At 58.3% G+C, this 17,947-nt stretch carries 17 protein-coding genes and 1 tRNA gene; 4 read left to right on the top strand and 14 right to left on the bottom strand.

Features of this window, described 5'->3' with window-relative positions:
- Positions 1–69: 69 nt before the first annotated feature.
- The 6 genes from rplI to rnr all read right to left on the bottom strand — a co-directional run bounded on the left by rplI (position 70) and on the right by rnr (position 5,701).
- Positions 70–516 carry a 50S ribosomal protein L9 gene (gene rplI / locus soil367_RS04185; protein WP_136547196.1) on the bottom strand — a complete coding sequence of 149 codons (447 nt, stop codon included), beginning with the start codon at positions 514–516 and terminating at the stop codon, positions 70–72.
- 30 nt (positions 517–546) lie between these two features.
- The gene (locus soil367_RS04180) at positions 547–1,407 is read right to left on the bottom strand and encodes a hypothetical protein (protein ID WP_136547194.1); all 861 of its coding nucleotides are present in this window, start codon (positions 1,405–1,407) and stop codon (positions 547–549) included.
- A gap of 100 nt (positions 1,408–1,507) precedes the next feature.
- Positions 1,508–1,738, bottom strand: coding sequence for a 30S ribosomal protein S18 (rpsR, locus tag soil367_RS04175; RefSeq protein WP_136547192.1), 231 nt, complete (start codon positions 1,736–1,738; stop codon positions 1,508–1,510).
- 24 nt (positions 1,739–1,762) lie between these two features.
- The gene (rpsF, locus tag soil367_RS04170; RefSeq protein WP_136547190.1) at positions 1,763–2,203 is read right to left on the bottom strand and encodes a 30S ribosomal protein S6; all 441 of its coding nucleotides are present in this window, start codon (positions 2,201–2,203) and stop codon (positions 1,763–1,765) included.
- Between the two features lie 218 nt (positions 2,204–2,421).
- Positions 2,422–3,159 (bottom strand): 23S rRNA (guanosine(2251)-2'-O)-methyltransferase RlmB, encoded by a 738-nt coding sequence (gene rlmB, locus soil367_RS04165; RefSeq protein WP_136547188.1) that lies wholly within the window; start codon positions 3,157–3,159, stop codon positions 2,422–2,424.
- A gap of 40 nt (positions 3,160–3,199) precedes the next feature.
- On the bottom strand, positions 3,200–5,701 hold the full coding sequence (gene rnr / locus soil367_RS04160) for a ribonuclease R (protein ID WP_136547185.1): 2,502 nt from the start codon (positions 5,699–5,701) through the stop codon (positions 3,200–3,202).
- A 339-nt stretch (positions 5,702–6,040) separates the two neighbouring features.
- Between rnr and soil367_RS04155 the strand changes: the two genes are divergently transcribed.
- Positions 6,041–6,127, top strand: a tRNA-Leu gene (locus soil367_RS04155).
- 206 nt (positions 6,128–6,333) lie between these two features.
- Here the strand turns inward: soil367_RS04155 and soil367_RS04150 are convergent.
- From soil367_RS04150 to mpl, 6 genes are all read right to left on the bottom strand, one after another.
- Entirely contained in the window at positions 6,334–7,089 is a 756-nt protein-coding gene (locus soil367_RS04150; RefSeq protein WP_136547183.1) for a transporter substrate-binding domain-containing protein, read from the bottom strand.
- 128 nt (positions 7,090–7,217) lie between these two features.
- Positions 7,218–9,023, bottom strand: a complete 1,806-nt coding sequence (locus tag soil367_RS04145; RefSeq protein WP_136547181.1) for a hypothetical protein — start codon at positions 9,021–9,023, stop codon at positions 7,218–7,220.
- Between the two features lie 153 nt (positions 9,024–9,176).
- Positions 9,177–10,316 carry an acyl-CoA dehydrogenase family protein gene (locus soil367_RS04140; RefSeq protein WP_136547179.1) on the bottom strand — a complete coding sequence of 380 codons (1,140 nt, stop codon included), beginning with the start codon at positions 10,314–10,316 and terminating at the stop codon, positions 9,177–9,179.
- A 171-nt stretch (positions 10,317–10,487) separates the two neighbouring features.
- Entirely contained in the window at positions 10,488–11,276 is a 789-nt protein-coding gene (locus tag soil367_RS04135; RefSeq protein ID WP_136547177.1) for an ATP-binding protein, read from the bottom strand.
- Positions 11,277–11,278: 2 nt separating this feature from the next.
- Positions 11,279–11,926 (bottom strand): flavin prenyltransferase UbiX, encoded by a 648-nt coding sequence (locus soil367_RS04130; RefSeq protein ID WP_246065518.1) that lies wholly within the window; start codon positions 11,924–11,926, stop codon positions 11,279–11,281.
- Positions 11,916–13,292: a UDP-N-acetylmuramate:L-alanyl-gamma-D-glutamyl-meso-diaminopimelate ligase gene (mpl, locus tag soil367_RS04125; RefSeq protein ID WP_136547172.1), complete on the bottom strand. Its 1,377-nt coding sequence runs from the start codon at positions 13,290–13,292 to the stop codon at positions 11,916–11,918. The genes soil367_RS04130 and mpl overlap by 11 nt, the downstream gene beginning before the upstream one ends.
- Before the next feature lie 198 nt (positions 13,293–13,490).
- Between mpl and soil367_RS04120 the strand changes: the two genes are divergently transcribed.
- The 3 genes from soil367_RS04120 (at position 13,491) to soil367_RS04110 (ending at position 15,634) form a co-directional block, all read left to right on the top strand.
- The gene (locus tag soil367_RS04120; RefSeq protein WP_136547170.1) at positions 13,491–14,753 is read left to right on the top strand and encodes a 6-phosphofructokinase; all 1,263 of its coding nucleotides are present in this window, start codon (positions 13,491–13,493) and stop codon (positions 14,751–14,753) included.
- A 74-nt stretch (positions 14,754–14,827) separates the two neighbouring features.
- Positions 14,828–15,037 carry a hypothetical protein gene (locus soil367_RS04115; RefSeq protein ID WP_136547168.1) on the top strand — a complete coding sequence of 70 codons (210 nt, stop codon included), beginning with the start codon at positions 14,828–14,830 and terminating at the stop codon, positions 15,035–15,037.
- Between the two features lie 177 nt (positions 15,038–15,214).
- Positions 15,215–15,634 (top strand): YqaA family protein, encoded by a 420-nt coding sequence (locus tag soil367_RS04110; protein WP_136547166.1) that lies wholly within the window; start codon positions 15,215–15,217, stop codon positions 15,632–15,634.
- A 137-nt stretch (positions 15,635–15,771) separates the two neighbouring features.
- Here soil367_RS04110 and soil367_RS04105 read toward each other — a convergent pair whose 3' ends face one another.
- Complete coding sequence (locus soil367_RS04105) at positions 15,772–17,055, bottom strand: ABC1 kinase family protein (protein ID WP_246065516.1); 1,284 nt, start codon at positions 17,053–17,055, stop codon at positions 15,772–15,774.
- Positions 17,056–17,248: 193 nt separating this feature from the next.
- Positions 17,249–17,935, bottom strand: coding sequence for a lipoyl(octanoyl) transferase LipB (gene lipB / locus soil367_RS04100; protein WP_136547162.1), 687 nt, complete (start codon positions 17,933–17,935; stop codon positions 17,249–17,251).
- Between the last annotated feature and the right edge of the window lie 12 nt (positions 17,936–17,947).

The raw sequence follows: 17,947 nt of genomic DNA, 5'->3' as shown, positions 1-17,947 counted from the left end.
CCGCTCAGCTGCCCCGGCCCCGCAAAAGCCGGGACGAGGTAGCTGAGCGTGTTACTCGGCTACAGTGTATTACTCGGCGACAACGGTAACAACGACGGTCGCGGTCAGGTCGGAGTGCACCTGGATACCGATCTCGAACTCACCCGTGGCGCGCAACGGACCTTCAGGCAGACGGACTTCGCTTTTTTCCACCTCGATGCCGCCAGCGGTGATCAGGTCTGCAATATCCTTGGCGCCTATAGAGCCAAAGAGCTTGCCTTCGTCCCCAGCTTTGGCGGAAACAGTGAAGTTCTTGCCTTCAAGAGCATCAGCACGGCTCTGGGCAGCGGCCAGTTTTTCCTGGGCAGCTTTCTCGAGCTCGGCACGACGCGCCTCGAACTCTTCAACGTTCGCACCAGTTGCTGGTACAGCCTTGCCCTGGGGCAAGAGGAAATTGCGGCCGTAGCCTGATTTAACCTTAACTTTGTCGCCCAGATTGCCCAGGTTTACAATTTTCTCGAGCAGAATAACTTCCATCTCGCCTTCCTCGTTATACGCTGAGCCGGGTTACGGATTCGAAGGACGAATCCTGCTTCGAATATCCACCCAGCTGTCAATAATCGCTAAAAGCACCAAGAGCAAGAGCAAACTCGGGCCAAGCACCAGAATTAATAGATAAAATCCGACCAGCCACCCGCCGCTGAGTCCGCGAGCGTTCACCACACCATGTACGAGCGCGACTCCGCCCAGCACCAGGGGCGTTCCCAATATCGACACGGACAGCAGGCTACTGAAACCGAGCATGGGCAGCAGCACCATGAGTACGGCAAGCCCTGCCGCTACCGGCCAGCTCAGCCGGAAAGCCTGGAACTCCCTACCAAAGCCGCCGGGGTTATAGAGCTTTGCCTGCCAACTCCGACCCAGCATTACACTGGCAATGGCTATAGCAAACTGCGATACCGCCAGGCTTGCCAGCATGATATTGCGGGCAACAGCTTCAAGTTCGGCGCCCTGCAGATCCCCTGTTTCGGGATCAAAACGCTGCAACACTTCAGCCCCAACCTGAACCAACTGGTCGAAAAGCCCAGGCAGAACCAAAGGGACTAGCAGCCCCAGCAATAATGAGACACCGGCTCCGGCACACAAGGTACGTTCCCAGGAGGCCGTGCTGCGCAATACCATTGCCATCGCTGTGGCGCCGAGCAGTACGCTAAGCCCAGTCGGGTCCTGGCCGACCAAAGTCCAGCCCAGCGCTGGCAAAATCGCCCAGAGGGCAACATTCAGCCCCCCGGACACGCCAACGCGCAGAACGACCAGAGCAACTACGGCCGCGCTGACCCAAAACAGAAGTGGGAGTGCCGAAGTCAACGCGGCGACCCCTACCGCTTGGGCCGGGCCACGCATAACGAACTGCGCAAGCGCTTTCATGATGCTGCCCCGTTTGGAGGTTCCTGCTAATCCATTGCCGCTACCAGGAGATGGACCGGCGGACACCGGGCCATCGGCTGGACGCGGCTGTTGCTAGTTACTAGCCTTCATGCCCGTCAGTGTACGGCAACAACGCCAGAAAACGCGCACGCTTGATGGCAGTTGAAAGCTGGCGCTGGTAACGAGCCTTGGTGCCGGTGATGCGGCTGGGAACAATTTTCCCGGTCTCGGTCACATAGCCTTTTAAAGTGTCGAGATCCTTGTAATCGATCTCTTTAACGCCTTCAGCCGTAAAGCGGCAGAACTTACGACGTCTGAAAAAACGAGCCATAACTTAACTCCTCAACCTTGGTGATTACTCTTCGTCGCTGTCGTCGTCTTCGTCTTCGTCGTCGCGATCATTGTCCACGTCGCCTCGGTCGCTGGAAGCACTGCGACGGGGACGATCTTCGCTAGGTCCGCGGCGCTCTTCACGACCTTCCGACGCTTTCATGGGAGACGGGGCTGTATCCGCACCGTCACGACGAATAACCAAGTCGCGGATGATGGCATCGTTAAAACGGAAATTGTGAGCAAGCTCATCCAGCACGTTCTGCGAACATTCGATGTTCATCAGTACATAGTGGGCCTTGTGGATTTTGTTGATCGGGTAAGCCATCTGACGGCGTCCCCAGTCCTCAAGGCGATGAACCACGCCGTTTTCGGCGGTAACCATACCGGTGTACCGCTCGATCATCGCGGGAACCTGTTCACTCTGGTCCGGATGAACCATAAATACGATTTCGTAGTGACGCATTATTTCTCCTTTCGGATAGATAGCCTTCACCGGGAACCCCGACAAAAGCAAGGAGTGATGCAATCTCAGCCTGGCTGAGCCTGCGGCATCGTAGGCAGCCTCAAAGGCGCCCACGGGCAAAGAACCCCAATTTTGGGGACCCGCATTCTATGCGTAGGATGGGTTTATTGCAAGAAAAGCCGACCCGACTGAGGATGAGCCGGGGCCGCAGATACTAATTAGAGACTACGCTGCCGTAAAGCTTCAAACAGGACAACACCACAGGCTACCGATACGTTGAGGCTCTCGACTGTACCCGCCATCGGGAGATTGACAAGCACATCACAGTGTTCCCTGGTGAGCCGCCGCATACCCTTACCTTCGGCACCCATAACCACCGCCAGCGGGCCCCGAAGGTCCGACTGGTAAAGCGTACCGGAGGCCTCCCCGGCAGTACCGACCATCCATACGCCTATATCCCGCAGACTTTTCATGGCACGCGCAAGGTTAGTTACCCGAACCACTGGCACGGTTTCTGCTGCCCCCGACGCTACCTTTCGGGCGGCAGGCGTGAGCGCGGCAGACTTATCGCGAGGCATGACGATGGCATCAACACCTGCCGCGTCGGCACTGCGCAAACAGGCGCCAAGGTTGTGAGGATCCGTCACGCCATCAAGAATAAGAAGGAACGGTATCCGCTTGCCACTTGCGACCCAGTCGAGTAAATCCTGCTCCTGCCACTCGGGCGCAGGCTTGATAAGGGCAATGATGCCCTGGTGCTGACCCTCTGAGCGCTGGTCGAGTTTGGCTTTAGGCACCGCATCTACATGTACGCCAAATCGTGCGGCCAACTCCAGAATCTGGCTCATGCGAGCGTCATCCCGACCTTGCTGCGTCCATATATGCAGGGCGCGTTGGGGCTCCCGTTCCAGCACTGCCTTAACCGAATGCAGGCCGTATATTTCGATTGGTTTCATCTAGCCACCCAGGCGTGAAGAAGCCTTCTTCTGCAAGCGGTCACTCTGAACCTGCACCTGACGGCTGCTGACTCTTACTACCGCTGCGACGGGGCTTGCGCTGCGGGCGCGGCTTGGAGGCCTTTGCTTTCTGCTCTGTTTTACCGACCGCCGATTCCTTGCCGTCGCCGGGCTTTTTCCGGCTGGCCGGCCGCTTGCCTTCAGCGCGATTTGCTGTGGTCTTTCCCCGGCCTTCTGCACGCCCTTTGGAGCCCGCTGCTCCTGTGCTGCGGCTTCGCTTTTTGCTCACGGGTGCGTCACCCGCCAGTTCCAGATCGATCTTGCGGTCCTCCAGATCAACCCTGGCCACCCGTACACGAATCTCGTCGCCCAAGTGGAAGGCAACGCCGGTGCGCTCACCCATCAGTCGATGCTTGGCTTTGTCAAACTGATAGAAATCATCGTTAAGCGCCGAAATGTGAACGAGGCCCTCGGTATAGACGCCCTGCAACTCAACGAACAGCCCGAATCCGGTAACCGATGCAACCACACCATCAAACTCATCACCGACATGCTGACGCAGATATTCACACTTGAGCCACGCGATAACGTCACGCGTAGCATCGTCGGCACGCCGCTCTGTGACCGAGAAGTGATCGCCTAGCTCCGCCATGCGCTCTTCGGTATACGGATAATTTACATGACCATCGTCGCGCTGCGGGGCTGCCACGACCGTCTTTCCAGGCCGCTTGCCGTGAATGACAGATTTGATCCCCCTGTGGACGAGCAGGTCCGGGTAGCGCCTGATGGGGGAGGTAAAATGCGCGTAGTGCTCATAACCCAGGCCGAAGTGACCTTTCTTCTCCGGGCTGTACACCGCCTGGCTCAGGGAGCGAAGCATGACCTGTTCGATCATATGGGAGTCAGGACGATTCCTGGTGCGGTTGAGCAAGGACTGGAAATCCTTGGGACTGGGCTCACCCCCACCCGGCAGATCCAGGCCCAACTCGCTCAGGAACAACCGCAGATTCGCCAGCTTTTCTTCACCCGGGCCTTTATGGACCCGGAACAGGGTCGGAATCTTGTGCTTGATCAGAAACTGGGCAGTGGTCACGTTCGCCGCGAGCATGCACTCTTCTACGATCTTATGTGCGTCGTTACGCACTACAGGCACGATCTCCTCTATTTTGCGCTCAGGCGTAAAGACGATGCGGGTCTCTGTACTGTCGAAGTCCAGGGCACCACGGGCTTCACGTGCTTTTCGGAATACCTTGAAGAGGTCATACAACGGATAAAGAACCGGCAGCACTTCAGCGTAACGCTCAGCAAGCGCGCGCCCCTGCTCTGAATTGGGATCCTCCAGAATGGCGCTGACCTTGTTGTAAGTCAGCCGGGCGTGGGAATGCATCACTGCCTCATAGAAGCGGTAGGCGGTAATCTTGCCCGACTTGCTGACCGTCATGTCGCAGGTCATGACCAGCCGGTCGACATTCGGGTTCAACGAACACAAGCCGTTAGACAGCTTCTCGGGCAACATCGGCACCACATAGTCCGGAAAGTACACCGAGTTGCCGCGATTGCGACCTTCCTCATCCAGGGGCGTGCCGGGCCGCACGTAATGCGAAACATCTGCGATACAGACGATCAGCCGCCAGCCACCCCCAGGCAAAGGCTCGCAATAGAGCGCGTCATCGAAATCCCGGGCGTCTTCGCCGTCAATAGTGACCAGCGGTAACCCGCGCAAATCCACCCGGCCATTTTTGTGGGCCTCGTCCACCTCCGGCGGGATTCCGGCGGCTTGGGCCGTGACCGCCGGTGGCCAGGCCACGGGAATATCATTTGCCCGGATAGCGACCGTGATCTCCATGCCCGGGGCCATGTGCTCGCCGAGTATTTCAACAACCCGCCCGGTTGGCTTGGCGCGAACGGAGGGCTGACGAACGATCTCTACAGAGACATACTGGCCGTGAACGGCTCCGGCGCACTGCTCCTCAGGAATCAGTATTTCCTGGTTTATGCGGGTATTTTCCGGCGTGACAAAGGAAATACCATCCTCTCGGAACAGACGTCCTACAACACGCGGGGTATTACGTTCAAGAACCTCAACGATTACACCCTCACGGCGGCCACGCGAGTCGACCGAGTCTTCACGGACCAGCACCCTGTCGCCGTGGAATACCTGTCGCATCTGGCGGGCGTTGAGAAAATAGTCGTCGCCCCCTTCGTCAGGCACGACAAAGCCAAAACCGTCCCGATGGCCCTGCACGCGACCCTTGACCAGATCAGCCTCGGCAACCGGCACATAACCGCCGCGGCGGTTACAAATGAGCTGACCGTCACGGCACATCGCGATCAAGCGCCTGCGCAGCGCTTCTATTTCCTCTTCACCCGTCAGGCGTAACTCATCACAAAGCTGTTCATGAGTCGCGGGTGCCCCTCGCTCGTCGAGATGTTTCAGGATGTATTCCCGACTATAGATAGGGTTTTCGTACTTCTGTGCTTCCTGGCGGGCATTGGGGTCTTTCTGCCGTTTGTTCCTGCTTCCGAAGAGTTTCTTTAACATATAAATACTTAGCCTGAATTGAATAAGCCTTGTTTGTTGGGCTCATCCATGGAATGACTCGCCCCCTTTCGGGACGAACAATATCGGGGCAGTATAACGCGTCTTGCCCTACCAGAAACAATCATGCCGGCTAGCAGCGTACCGCCTGTCATTGCCAGAACATTCTGGAAGCCTGGCTAATACTCTCTGCAGGGCAAAAACTATTTGACAGCCTCAAACCGACGAATTAAAGTGCACGCCACAGTTGAGACAGACACAACTGTGGCGCGTGTAAAGCCCTGTATTTCAGCTTCCGCCCGGGAGTGCAGCATACGGAGTTGTACCGCGACGATAGCACATGCCGAGGTGGCGGAATTGGTAGACGCGCTAGCTTCAGGTGCTAGTGTCCGCAAGGGCGTGGAGGTTCAAGTCCTCTCCTCGGCACCATCACAGATTTTCCTGCTTTACTTTTCCTAGAAGCCGACACGTAGATAGAGCTGGTCTCAACGCTGTCGCTCAAGCCTTGTGATTCGCCGCACACACTAAAACAGCCTTTTAGCTCAGCGACCGCGCCCGACCTTCACGCCAGCACAACCCTCATGAAGTCAGCAATTTTGACAGGTCAATCTTTGCCCTGGCTGCAACCGCTGCTTTCAGAACCGGGTAATATCGCCCCCCAACCACTTCTGCGACATGCGTCCTAGCGTTCCGTCCAGTTTCAGCTCAGTAATGGCATCATCAACGCGTATGCGTAGAGCCTGCCCCTGAGGTGTCCTGGAAAAGGGAAGCGATCTGGGCTCCACAAATAGCAGGTCGCCCGCCAGATGCAATGGCAATGGCTTTCGGGCTATGAGCCGCATGGCCTCCACCCGATCAATCACCAGCGCATCAGCGCGACCTATAGCAACCAACTCGTCGGCACCCATTTCATCGGAAATGTACTCAACTCCACCCTCAATTGACTGGCCATCCAGCCATTGGTGTAGCGGCGTACCTTGCTTGAGCGCAACCACTTTACCACCGAGGTCATCTATTCCAGCGATGCGTTCGTCGCCACGCCTGACAACAATCTGGGGACCACTGTAGATGTAAGGCTGGGTGAATGTGGCGTTCTGCTCGGGCGCCATACCGGCGGTCGCCGCCAAAGTGTCGAGTTCGCCTCGCTCAAACATCTCCCGGAGCGTCCCGGACTGACCGGGAACCAGCTCCACTTCAAGCCCCGCCACGCGTCCGGCGGCCTTGATCAAGTCGATCTCGAACCCCTGCCATACGACGGCTTCCTGGAAGGTGAACGGATAGTTGGACGGTAAGACGCCGACTCTCAGGCTTGGCTGTGCATTTACAACGCCAGGAAGTAAAAGCATCAGAAGCAAACACAAACGTATGACGACGGGAGTTTTGACGCTCATGTAGAAATGATATCTCTGGACAACTGCAGGAATCACGCGAGCACGACCACAGCCGACCTCGGCCAACTACGTGCCGAGCAACCCATGGTCGCGCTCAAAGGCGGGATTATATCCCGAAGGCGGACAATTTACTCCCTGCGAGTCTGATCGGCCAGGTTAATGGAAAGCCGGGTATGCTGATAGGTGGCTAACGCGAGGACCAGGTCAGCCTGCCGCGCCTTGGCATCACACGCAGCGGGCGGCTCAAGTAAGAGGTGGAGCCGTCGCTCACTCAAAAGGCCCGGCTGATCAGGAGCCAGGGGCGCGGAGCCAGCCGCGCCAACATAGAGGTGCTGCCACTCGATGGGCGTTGCGACATTCTCAGTAAACTCGACCGCACGGGTACTGTTCAGCAAACGCCGCGTTTCACCGTCACCGGGAACGTTGAAAGTATCGTAGAGGTCATAGTTTAGCGTGCTCACCGCTATCCGTTCACAGAGATACTCAGGCTTTTCCGGCAACGTCTCCGGGTCGTCACTCCAGTTCCAGACAGAAGTACCCTCCGGTCCATCGAAGGTGAACTGACTCGGCTCACCATCGACGTATTCAGCGTCAAGCTCGGTCGTTATGCCGTCCCGTATCAGCGCGATACCGCTATCGGACCATTGAATTAAGGCTTCCGGCTCTTCGTCCAGCGTTTCTGGAACAGTAAAACCATCAGAACTGTTGTTGGTATGCCATTCGATGGACGGGCTGTCGCCGCCCCATTTGAACACATACCGCTCCTGCGGAATCAGGCCATTATCCTCGGCAAACGCACTGGAATAGCGAACCAGGAGGCCTGGCCCGAACTGCGTGTCAAGCCCTGCAACGTAGCCCTGGACGCGAACCAGTTCGTTGAGCTGGGCCAGGCTTGGATCGGTCCACCCGTCGACCTCAATTTCCGACAGCCTCCCGGCTGCGTCATAGAAATAGCGCAGTTCGGCGGAGAGGTTTTCGCTGAGGTAGTTCGGCGCCGACCCTGCCACCGAAGCCAGCTTGTCGGCGACGTTTGCCGGATCAGAATTGGGAAGAAATCCGGGCTTCATATAGAGGCGCTGACGACTCAACACAAAGGGGTCATCGCCGGAAAGGTCGAAACTGGGGATATCGATGGCTGCGAGGTTAATCTCCTCGGCCCCTGCTTCAATCTGGGCTGACGTCTGATCGACGATGCCGCGTACCTGACCGAGCGTAACACCCGCCAAAATCCTGTAGCTGCCGTCATCCAGCATGACCCGGGGGTCGCCATGACTCAGCAGGTCGTTGGTTTGAACAGCGAGAAATTCACTTATCACGCGTGCGTGCATCGCTGGGGCCGAGTTGTCGCCGCGCAGATAATCCAGATGCAGGCTGAAGCCCTGCAGAGCCGGACCCAGGCGAACTTTGACGCGCTCGGTCGCCGCGCTTACGTCTTCCTTGATCGTGCTGGCGCCTGCGGAGCCCCGTAGCCGACGTTCAAGCTCAACCAGGGTGGTGAAAGGGCTGACGACGTTGGCACCCGGAGGCGCCAGCAGCACGAAGGACTTATCCACGGGCAGCCCATTGTCCTCATCAATGGTCTGGCCCGCGATCGCCAGCAGGGCCAGCGGGTAATCCCGAGGGTCCAGGTCAGGCCCTACGGTTATATCTCTAGCCAGGGAAGACACGTCGAGCTCGAAGCGACCATTAGTGGTCGTTGCAGTAGCAGGCTCACCGTCGTCCAGTCGACCGTTGGCATCGAGATCCAGCCAGACCCGGGCATCGACCAGATAGCCATCCATAGCTCGACCGGACAAGGTGCCCGGGGCGCTGTTATCAATCGGATTGGCTTGCTCGCGACCGTCCTCATCATATGCGGTGGACTCCGAACCGTCGCAGCCGACGAGAAGAAGTATCGCGCCAAGAATAAAGCTATTCAGTAAATTACGGGGCATGTTGGTTCCTAACCCGAGCCGACAGGAGGTAACGCCCCACTGTAAAGGAACCTTGAGCACGGTACTTTGATGAGATTGGCATTTGCAGGAGTTGCGCAGGGGCGGCGTTTGTGAGGGCAAATGGCCCAGATGTCTGCCGCCCGAGGTGATGGCTCAGAGTGACCGCGCGACGATTTCCTTCATGATTTCGTTGGTCCCGGCGTAGATGCGCTGCACCCGGGAATCCGCCCAAGCCCGGGCAATCGGATATTCCCACATGTAACCATACCCGCCGTGGAGCTGGACGCATTCATCCATAACGCGACCCTGAAGATCGCTGGACCACTGTTTGAGCATCGCTGCGGTCGGGATATCAAGCTTCTTGTCCAGGTGCAGCTCAAGGCAGCGGTCGACGAAGCATCGGCCCGCGGTTATTTCAGCCTTCATTTCGGCCAACTTGAACCGGGTATTCTGGAAGTGGAGGACTGGCTTGCCGAAAGCCTTGCGCTCCTTGACATAATTCAGGGTCCACTCAAACGCAGCTTCACAGGCGGCCAGGGCGCTAAGCCCAATCTGCAGCCGCTCCTGCGGAAGCTCCTGCATCAACTGAAAAAAGCCCTGCCCCTCAGCGGAGCCCAGCAGATTTTCCGCGGGAACCATAACGTCCTGGAAAAAGAGCTCCGAGGTATCCTGAGCCTTCATACCCACCTTTTCCAGGTTCTGCCCCTTCTCGAAACCTTCCCAGGCTGACTCAACCAGAAAGAGGCTCGTGCCCTTGGCGCCGGCGCTGGGGTCGGTTTTAGCCACCACGATTACCAGGTCGGCCATTTGGCCGTTGGTAATGAAGGTTTTGGAACCATTCAGGACATAGTGGTCACCTTTGCGGATTGCGGTGGACTTGACCCCCTGCAGGTCCGAGCCGGCACCCGGTTCGGTCATGGCAATTGCCGTGATAAATTCGCCCGACGCCATTTTTGGCAGATAACGCTCTTTCTGAGCGGCCGTACCGTAGGCAAGGATGTATGGCGCAACTATATCGGAGTGCAGGGGAAAGCCGATGCCGGACAACCCTTGACGCGCTATCTCCTCAATCACCACCGCGCTGTAGCGAAAGTCAGCACCAGAGCCGCCGAACTCTTCCGGTAGCGTTGGGCACAGAAACCCCAGCTCGCCCGCTTTTTCCCACAATTCCCGGCTGACCTGGCCGTCCTTCTCCCACTGGCGATGAAAGGGCGCGGCTTCGTTTTCCAGAAATTTGCGAACACTGTCTCTGAATCCGATCAGGTCAGCATCGAAAAGTGGGCGTGCAATCATTGTTATCTCCAGTCCAGGGCGGGCACGGTGCAGCTGAACCGCTGGCACCGCAGATCGTTATATGTCGGCGAACAGTCTGGAATCAGAGCCCACCTGGCTCAATGACAAAATGTATCATTCGGGTTGGCAGAAAAACGCGGCGAAGGGACGACCTGGTGTCGAGCGGGACTCTCAGGTCGGATCGGCGTCAGCGCGCCGGGCGTGGCTGCGGTAGAACTGCTGAGCTGTTCGTCCACTGCGCCCGCCTCGCGTCATGGCGAAAAGCAGAGCCTGCCGGTGCAACTCCTCCCGATCAGGATGGCTGGGGAAGAGCGCATCCACTGTCGCCAGGTACTCATTCTCACGGAAGGGATAGAAGGACAGCCAGAGGCCAAACCGGTCCGACAACGAGATCTGCTCTTCTATGGCTTCACCGGGATGAACCTCTCCATCACGATGCTGGACGGACTCGTTATCACTCATGTACTCGGGCATCAGGTGCCTGCGATTAGACGTGGCATATACCAGAACGTTTTCCGGAGGCAATTCGATGGATCCTTCCAGGATACTCTTGAGGGCCTTATAGCCTGCGTCTCCCGCCTCGAACGACAGGTCATCGCAGAAGACCACGAAGCGCTGTGGCTGATCAACAATGTCATCGACGATCTCGGGCAGGAATACCAGGTCATCCTTGTCCACTTGGATGATCCGCAGGCCACGGCCAAAGTATTGGTTCAGCAGGCCCTTGATCAGAGACGACTTGCCAGTACCCCGTGCGCCCCAGAGCAGCACGTTGTTCGCGGGAAGACCTTCAATAAAACGTTCGGTATTGGCGACCAGCGCCTGCTTTTGCCGCTCGATGCCCTGCAGGCTTTCGAGGCGCACCGGGTCGATTCTGGTAACCGGGCGCAACGCTTGCCTGTGGCGTCGCCAGACGGCAGCAGGAAGGCTATTCCAGTCGAGGGGTTGGACGGCCGCCATAACTACTCCTCGTCGCGCTCGCGGTTCTTTTCTTCACCCCATCGCGGAATGAGTTCCTGCCCGATGCCCAGATGGTCGAGAATTCGGGCAACGATAAAATCCACAAGGTCTGAAATATCCCGGGGCGAATGATAGAAACCGGGGCTGGCCGGAATAATGGTCGCACCCATGCGTGTCAGCCGCAGCATGTTCTCCAGATGAATCTCCGAGTAAGGCGCTTCGCGGGGCACCAGAATCAGTTTACGCCGCTCTTTCAGAGCAACATCCCCTGCCCGCTCGATAAGGTTGTTGCTTGCCCCGGTGGCAAGCGCCGAGAGCGTACCGGTGCTGCAGGGACAGATGACCAGAGGACTGGGCTCGCCGGAGCCTGAAGCGGGCGGCGCGAACCAGTTTTCGCGCCCGAATACGTTGAGCTGGCCCGGGGCCGCACCAAACAGACCGGCCAGGTATTCCGCCATCGCCGCCGGGGTTCCCGGCAGCTTAAGATCAGTCTCTGTGGCGAGTACCACCTGCGCGGGCCGGGAGACCATCAGGTTTACCCGGCGGCCCGCCTGTAACAGGCACTCCAGCAGCCGCAGACCATAAGGCGCGCCCGACGCGCCTGTGAACGCGAGATTGACGGTATGCACGGCCGCGGCATCATTGTCCAAAACCGACCTCCAGCTGTGCGACCAGACGCTTATGCAACCCGCCGAAGCCCCCATTGCTCATGGCGACGATGTGGCAGGGCCTGGGCAAGTCGTCGCCAAGCTGGTGCAGTATTTCGTCGACCGATTGCGCCAGCGTATGCTTGGCGTCGGCACCTTCGACCAATGCGCCAAGCCATTCTGAACCACCAAGATCTGCCCAGACAACCTGGTCCGCCGCGGCTGCCGATGCCAACAGCGTGCTTTGGTGGACGCCCATCTTCATGGTGTTGGAGCGAGGCTCGATAAGCGCAATGATGTAGTCGTCACCGACGCTGTTTCTCAGCCCCTCAAGCGTCGAGGCGATCGCCGTAGGATGATGGGCGAAATCATCATAGACCGACACGCCCTGAGCTGAGCCGAGCAGTTCCATCCGACGTTTGACGCCGGAAAACCGGCTCAGCGCGGCAATCGCATGATCAGGGGTAACGCCCACGTGTTTCGCCGCGGCGATCGCCACCAGCGCGTTGCGCACGTTATGCAGGCCGGTCATCTTCCACCGGACGTTCCCCACGGGTTGCTGGTGGTGTACCACCATAAACTCGCTGCCGTCGTCAGTGATCAGCTCGCCCTGCCAGTCTGCCAGATCAGTTTCACCACCAATCGCCGTGCTCTGTATGGGCGACCAGCACCCCATCGCCAGCGCTCGGTCCAGGTGGCTATCACGGGCAGGCCTGATGATCAGCCCCGTTGCCGGCACCGTCCGGACCAGATGGTGCACCTGGCGCTCGATAGCCTCAACCGAATCAAAAATGTCGGCGTGGTCGTACTCCAGGTTATTGAGGATCAGTGTCCGCGGCCGGTAGTGGACGAACTTCGAGCGCTTGTCGAAAAAAGCACTGTCGTACTCATCCGCCTCAATGACAAAGAAATCGCTGGTTCCGAGACGCGCCGACGCGGCGAAGTCGTTCGGTACGCCGCCTATCAGGTAGCCTGCGTCAAACCCTGCCTGTTCCAGAATCCACATCAGCATGGCTGTAGTCGAGGTCTTGCCATGAGTTCCGGCAACGGCCAGGACCCAACGGTCGCGCAGCACCTCGCGCGCGAGCCATTCAGGACCTGAGAGATAGGGAATATTACGATTTAGTACATATTCAACCGCCGCATTGCCCCGCGACAGGGCGTTACCGATCAGGACCAGATCAGGCGCCGGTTTCAGGTGCTCTGCCTTGTAACCTTCGGCCAGCTCGATACCTTCTTGCTCAAGCTGCGTACTCATCGGCGGATAGACCTGTTGGTCCGAACCCGTCACCCGATGCCCGAGTTGGCGAGCGATAACCGCCAGGCTACCCATGAACGTGCCGCAGATACCCAGTATATGAATGTGCATAAATGCCTTCAGTTTTCAGCCACGCGGATAAGCACGGCCAGTAAAGTGGGAAACCAGACAGATCATAGGTAAAAAGCCATCGCCTGGCCATGACCCCGGGTTAACGCTTGTGCTGTGTCAGCGCTGGAGCTGTGGCCGACCGGTCGCCCTTCGCGTATCATTCCCGCAGTATTCAACGGCAAGAGGCTCACCCTTTCCATGGCGGTCAAAAACGCATTTTACGCTCAGTCTGGCGGTGTTACCGCTGTCATTAATGCCAGTGCCTGCGGCGTGTTGCAGACAGCACGCAAATACCCCGACAGGATCGGCAAAGTCTATGCCGGGCGCAACGGCATTATCGGCGCGTTACGCGAAGAACTGATCGACACCAGCCTTGAGACGGACGAGACCATTGCGGCCCTGCGCTACACTCCAGGAGGGGCGTTTGGGTCCTGCCGCCACAAGCTCAAGAACTTTGATGAGAACAAGCGCGAATACGAGCGCCTGATCGAGGTCTTCCGGGCCCACGATATCGGTTACTTCTTCTATAACGGCGGCGGTGACTCCCAGGATACCGCCTACAAAATTTCGCAGCTCAGCGAACGCCTGGGCTACCCCATCACTGCCATTGGCATCCCCAAAACGGTCGATAATGACCTGCCTTTTACCGACAACTGTCCGGGTTTTGGCTCCGTGGCGAAATACGTCGCCACCTCGACGCTGGAAGCCAGCCTGGATATTGAGTCCATGTGTGAGTCCTCGACCAAAGTGTTCATTCTCGAGGTCATGGGGCGTCACGCAGGCTGGATCGCGGCGTCCGCAGGGCTGGCGGGAAAAGGCCATGATCAGGCTCCGCACATCATTCTGTTCCCGGAGATTGCATTTGACCGGGAGGCTTTCCTTGCGCGCGTGGATCACTGCGTCAAGGAATACGGCTATTGCGTCGTTGTCGCGTCCGAAGGCGCACAGTACGAAGATGGTCATTTCATCGCCGACGCCGGCGGACGCGATGCGTTTGGCCATACCCAGCTGGGTGGCGTGGCACCGGTGCTTGCTAACATGGTCAAGCAGGCTCTGGGGTATAAGTTCCACTGGGCGGTGTCAGACTACCTGCAGCGGGCAGCCCGGCATATCGCCTCCGAAACCGATGTGCGTCAGGCCTACGCCGTTGGCGAGGCCGCTGTCGAGTTCGCGATGAACGGCAAGAACGCCGTTATGCCCATCATCAGGCGCGAGCAGAACTCACCCTATCGTTGGTCCATTGGCGAAGTTCCGCTGGGCGAGGTGGCCAACCAGGAAAAGAAAATGCCCATCCATTACATTCGTGATGATGGCTTTGGCATAACGGCTGATTGCCGGGAATACCTCTTGCCTCTTATTGCCGGGGAAGACTACCCGCCCTTCGAGAATGGCCTGCCGAAAGTGGCGCGGCCTGCCAACAAGCTGGTTCCCAAAAAACTCAAAGCGACCTTCGAGCTTTAATTGAGGCCCTATGGTCCGGCTCTGCCCCATAGGGCGTTGCCCGGGCCAGGCATAGCCGTTCAGGAGATGTAAGCATGGAAAAACCAGACAACATATCGGCTGCGGTATGGAAAAAGCACCTGGACTGGTTCAACGTCACAGGCGAAACAGCAAAGCGACACGTCAGAGAGCAGGCCGGACGTCGCCGCCGCAACGAAGACGCAACCGCCAGCCTGGACGCATCCGGTGCGCCGAAAGAAATGAGCGAACGTGGCAACCACAAGGGTGGTAATGCCGGCGAATAGCCCTGCTCAGCAAGCGGGGTGTGCGACCATCAATGAGATTCGCCCCGCAAGACCCAGACCCAACACACGGACGTGCGAAGAGGCAGAGCGTATGGAGCGACCAGCGCCAACCCCCATCAACAAGCCCAAGCTCTTTGCATTCTGCCAGTCAGGCCGGACAAAGCCGGGGGCTGGTCTGTGACCTCATACGCCGGCCTTTTTCTCAGCGCCTTTCTCGCAGCCACCGTGTTGCCCTTCTACTCCGAAGTGACCCTCGGCTACCTTTACTACGCGGACCCCGGCGCCTGGATCACACTGTTACTGATCGCGACGGCGGGAAATACACTCGGGTCTGCAGTTAACGCAGCCATGGGCCGCGGGCTGGTTCACTTCCAGGACCGCCGCTGGTTTCCGTTCAAGCCGGACCAGATCGAGCGGGCCCAGGTCCAGTTCAACCGCTACGGTATCTGGACATTGTTGCTGGCGTGGCTACCGGTCATCGGCGATCCGCTGACACTGATCGCGGGCACTATGCGGGTGAAGTGGCTGCCCTTCTTTATACTGGTTTTCATCGGTAAGGGCGTACGCTACGCACTGGTACTTGCAGTCCTGCCCTGACGCCGGCTTATAAGCGGCGAGAGCTGCGCACAGGTTCGGCGGGTCGCGCGCGGGAAGATCGAAACGTTACGGTCACCTGCGGTCGCGGGCCTGCAGACCATCGGCGCCAGCCCGCTGGCTGAGCGCAAACCGTCTGATCAAGCCCGTTTCAGGTCCCCGTACAGATAGCGGCGGAGGATGGGTTCCCCGTCAAACTCGGCGCATAACACTGCGATGAACGTATAGACGCCCACGAGCTTACGGTTGAGAAAGATAAATTCCCGGGGCGGAATACGAAAGTACCGGCTAATTGCCGACCGCGTCGCCTGGCGCGCCACCCGGTTGGGCAGATCACTTTGCTTCCAGCGGTACTGTCCCTGCTCATTGACGGCATACTCTGGCTTCTCGATCGAGTCCGGGCTGAGCGGTTCAAGCACCGCCATGCAGACCTCGCCAAAGCGTTTCAGAATATCCTCAGGCCAACTCTGATCCATAAACCTGAGCGTAATGCCGCCTTTTATGACGGCGTCCAGGTCACGTTCGTAGGAGGCCTGTATCATCTCCCTGACCGGGTTCAGGAATGTGTCGTCGTAGCGCTGCACGGCGCCGAAGTCGAGAAGCACGATCTGGTCTGGCTGGCCGTCATCGCCGAGGCGTATACGGTAGTTCCCGAAGTTGGGATCGGTCTGGATTTCACCCCACAGGAACAGCTCGCTCAGAAAAAGCGAGAGCGCGGCCTGTCCAAGCGCTGAGCGGCGCTCAAGCGAAAGCCCCTGGACGGTCGACGAGGTGAGACTGTGTCCGGGCTCGTAGGTTGAGGTCATCACCCGTGCGTTGGAAAACTCCGGGAGTACCCGAGGAACGACAAAACGGCTATCGCCGCTGAGCTTCTGGCGAAAAGATTCGGTTGTGCGCGCTTCCATCTCATAGTCCACCTCACGGTGCATCATAGCGCGGACCTCTTCGAGCCACTCGTCGAAATCCGGTCCGAAGGACACAACCCGGGCCACGCGCAAAAGCTGGGCAACCGAGTCGAGGTCCGAGTCGACCGCTTTCGCCACGCCGGGATACTGGACCTTCAGGCAGACTTCCAGACCGTTGGCCCGGCAACGGGCCCGATGGACTTGCGCCAGCGATGCCGTCCCAATAGGCTCTTCCTCAATATCCAACTGGGCCAGACGTTCTTCGCCCAGTTCCGCCCTCAGGGTCTTTTCGATCACAGACCAGTCCAGTGCTGATGTCTGGTCTTCAAGCGTATGCAGCGCTTCTGTCACTTCTGGCGGCAGGAAATGCTCGCCATAAAGCGCCATTACCTGCCCTATCTTGACCACGCTGCCCTTCAGGTCGCCCAGTTCCTTAACCAGATACCGAGCCTGTTTGGAGAGCATCTCCCGGTGCCGCTCGTCACGCGTTTCACGGCTGCCAAACCAGTTGGTAGCCATGTGTGAAGCCATTCGGGTACCGGCGAAAAGCCCGGCCCGAGTGAGGCTCAAACGACGTTCAAAGCTTCCTGTTTTGATACGCGATACCGTGTCCGGAGTCTTTTTGATAGTCATGAGCAGAGTTTATCGGCTGTCCGGGGCATAAGGGAAGTTGCGCCCAGGCAATGTTATGCCGGGCTCACGTCAAGGGCAATCAGCCTTGCCAGCAAGCTGGCTTTTGCTCAACCACCTGCTCCTGCAAGAGCGATAGGTGCCGACAAAGGGAAACAAGCAGGTCATCCGCGACAGCGTCCAGTCTGGCATCTGCCGAAAAGGCCTGCACTTCGGTCATGGGCAGTCCGGCGTAGCCGCAGGGATTAATCCGACTGAAGGGCTCCATGTCCATCGCAATGTTCAGGGCCAGACCGTGAAACGAGCAGCCCCGCCTGATGCGCAGGCCGAGAGAGGCTATCTTAGCGTCGCCTACATAGACTCCAGGGGCGTCGGGCCTCGGTGCGGCGTCGATCCCCCACTCTCTCAGGGCTTCGACCAGAGCCTGCTCTATGGCGCTGACCAGCTGGCGAACACCCATTCTCTTGCGCGCTATATCAACCAGCAGATAAGCCATCAACTGACCGGGACCGTGATACGTCACCTGCCCACCACGATCAACCTGAACCACAGGAATATCACCAGGCGCGAGAATATGCTCGGCTTTACCCGCCTGGCCCTGGGTAAACACCGGCGGGTGTTCGAGCAGCCAGATTTCATCGGCTGTGTCCTGATTGCGCTGCTCGGTAAACCGCTGCATAGCCTGCCAGGCTTCGCTGTAGGGCACTACACCGAGCTTGCGCACGTAAAGTGGCGTTGGCAGCGGGACTGACTCTTGTGTCTGGGCCATGAGTGCGTACTC

The organism is Hydrocarboniclastica marina (genome assembly GCF_004851605.1).
Taxonomy (GTDB): Bacteria; Pseudomonadota; Gammaproteobacteria; order Pseudomonadales; family Oleiphilaceae; genus Hydrocarboniclastica; species Hydrocarboniclastica marina.
This window is presented reverse-complemented; position numbering and strand designations above follow the sequence as displayed.

Coding starts and splice junctions, on each gene's coding strand:
- rnr (WP_136547185.1), bottom strand. CDS start 5,701: ATGTTAAAGAAACTCTTCGGAAGCAGGAACAAACGGCAGAAAGACCCC.
- soil367_RS04115 (WP_136547168.1), top strand. CDS start 14,828: ATGGAAAAACCAGACAACATATCGGCTGCGGTATGGAAAAAGCACCTG.
- soil367_RS04145 (WP_136547181.1), bottom strand. CDS start 9,023: ATGCCCCGTAATTTACTGAATAGCTTTATTCTTGGCGCGATACTTCTT.
- soil367_RS04180 (WP_136547194.1), bottom strand. CDS start 1,407: ATGAAAGCGCTTGCGCAGTTCGTTATGCGTGGCCCGGCCCAAGCGGTA.
- soil367_RS04150 (WP_136547183.1), bottom strand. CDS start 7,089: ATGAGCGTCAAAACTCCCGTCGTCATACGTTTGTGTTTGCTTCTGATG.
- rpsF (WP_136547190.1), bottom strand. CDS start 2,203: ATGCGTCACTACGAAATCGTATTTATGGTTCATCCGGACCAGAGTGAA.
- rplI (WP_136547196.1), bottom strand. CDS start 516: ATGGAAGTTATTCTGCTCGAGAAAATTGTAAACCTGGGCAATCTGGGC.
- soil367_RS04105 (WP_246065516.1), bottom strand. CDS start 17,055: ATGGCTACCAACTGGTTTGGCAGCCGTGAAACGCGTGACGAGCGGCAC.
- soil367_RS04135 (WP_136547177.1), bottom strand. CDS start 11,276: ATGGCGGCCGTCCAACCCCTCGACTGGAATAGCCTTCCTGCTGCCGTC.
- rlmB (WP_136547188.1), bottom strand. CDS start 3,159: ATGAAACCAATCGAAATATACGGCCTGCATTCGGTTAAGGCAGTGCTG.
- lipB (WP_136547162.1), bottom strand. CDS start 17,935: ATGGCCCAGACACAAGAGTCAGTCCCGCTGCCAACGCCACTTTACGTG.
- rpsR (WP_136547192.1), bottom strand. CDS start 1,738: ATGGCTCGTTTTTTCAGACGTCGTAAGTTCTGCCGCTTTACGGCTGAA.
- soil367_RS04140 (WP_136547179.1), bottom strand. CDS start 10,316: ATGATTGCACGCCCACTTTTCGATGCTGACCTGATCGGATTCAGAGAC.
- mpl (WP_136547172.1), bottom strand. CDS start 13,292: ATGCACATTCATATACTGGGTATCTGCGGCACGTTCATGGGTAGCCTG.
- soil367_RS04120 (WP_136547170.1), top strand. CDS start 13,491: ATGGCGGTCAAAAACGCATTTTACGCTCAGTCTGGCGGTGTTACCGCT.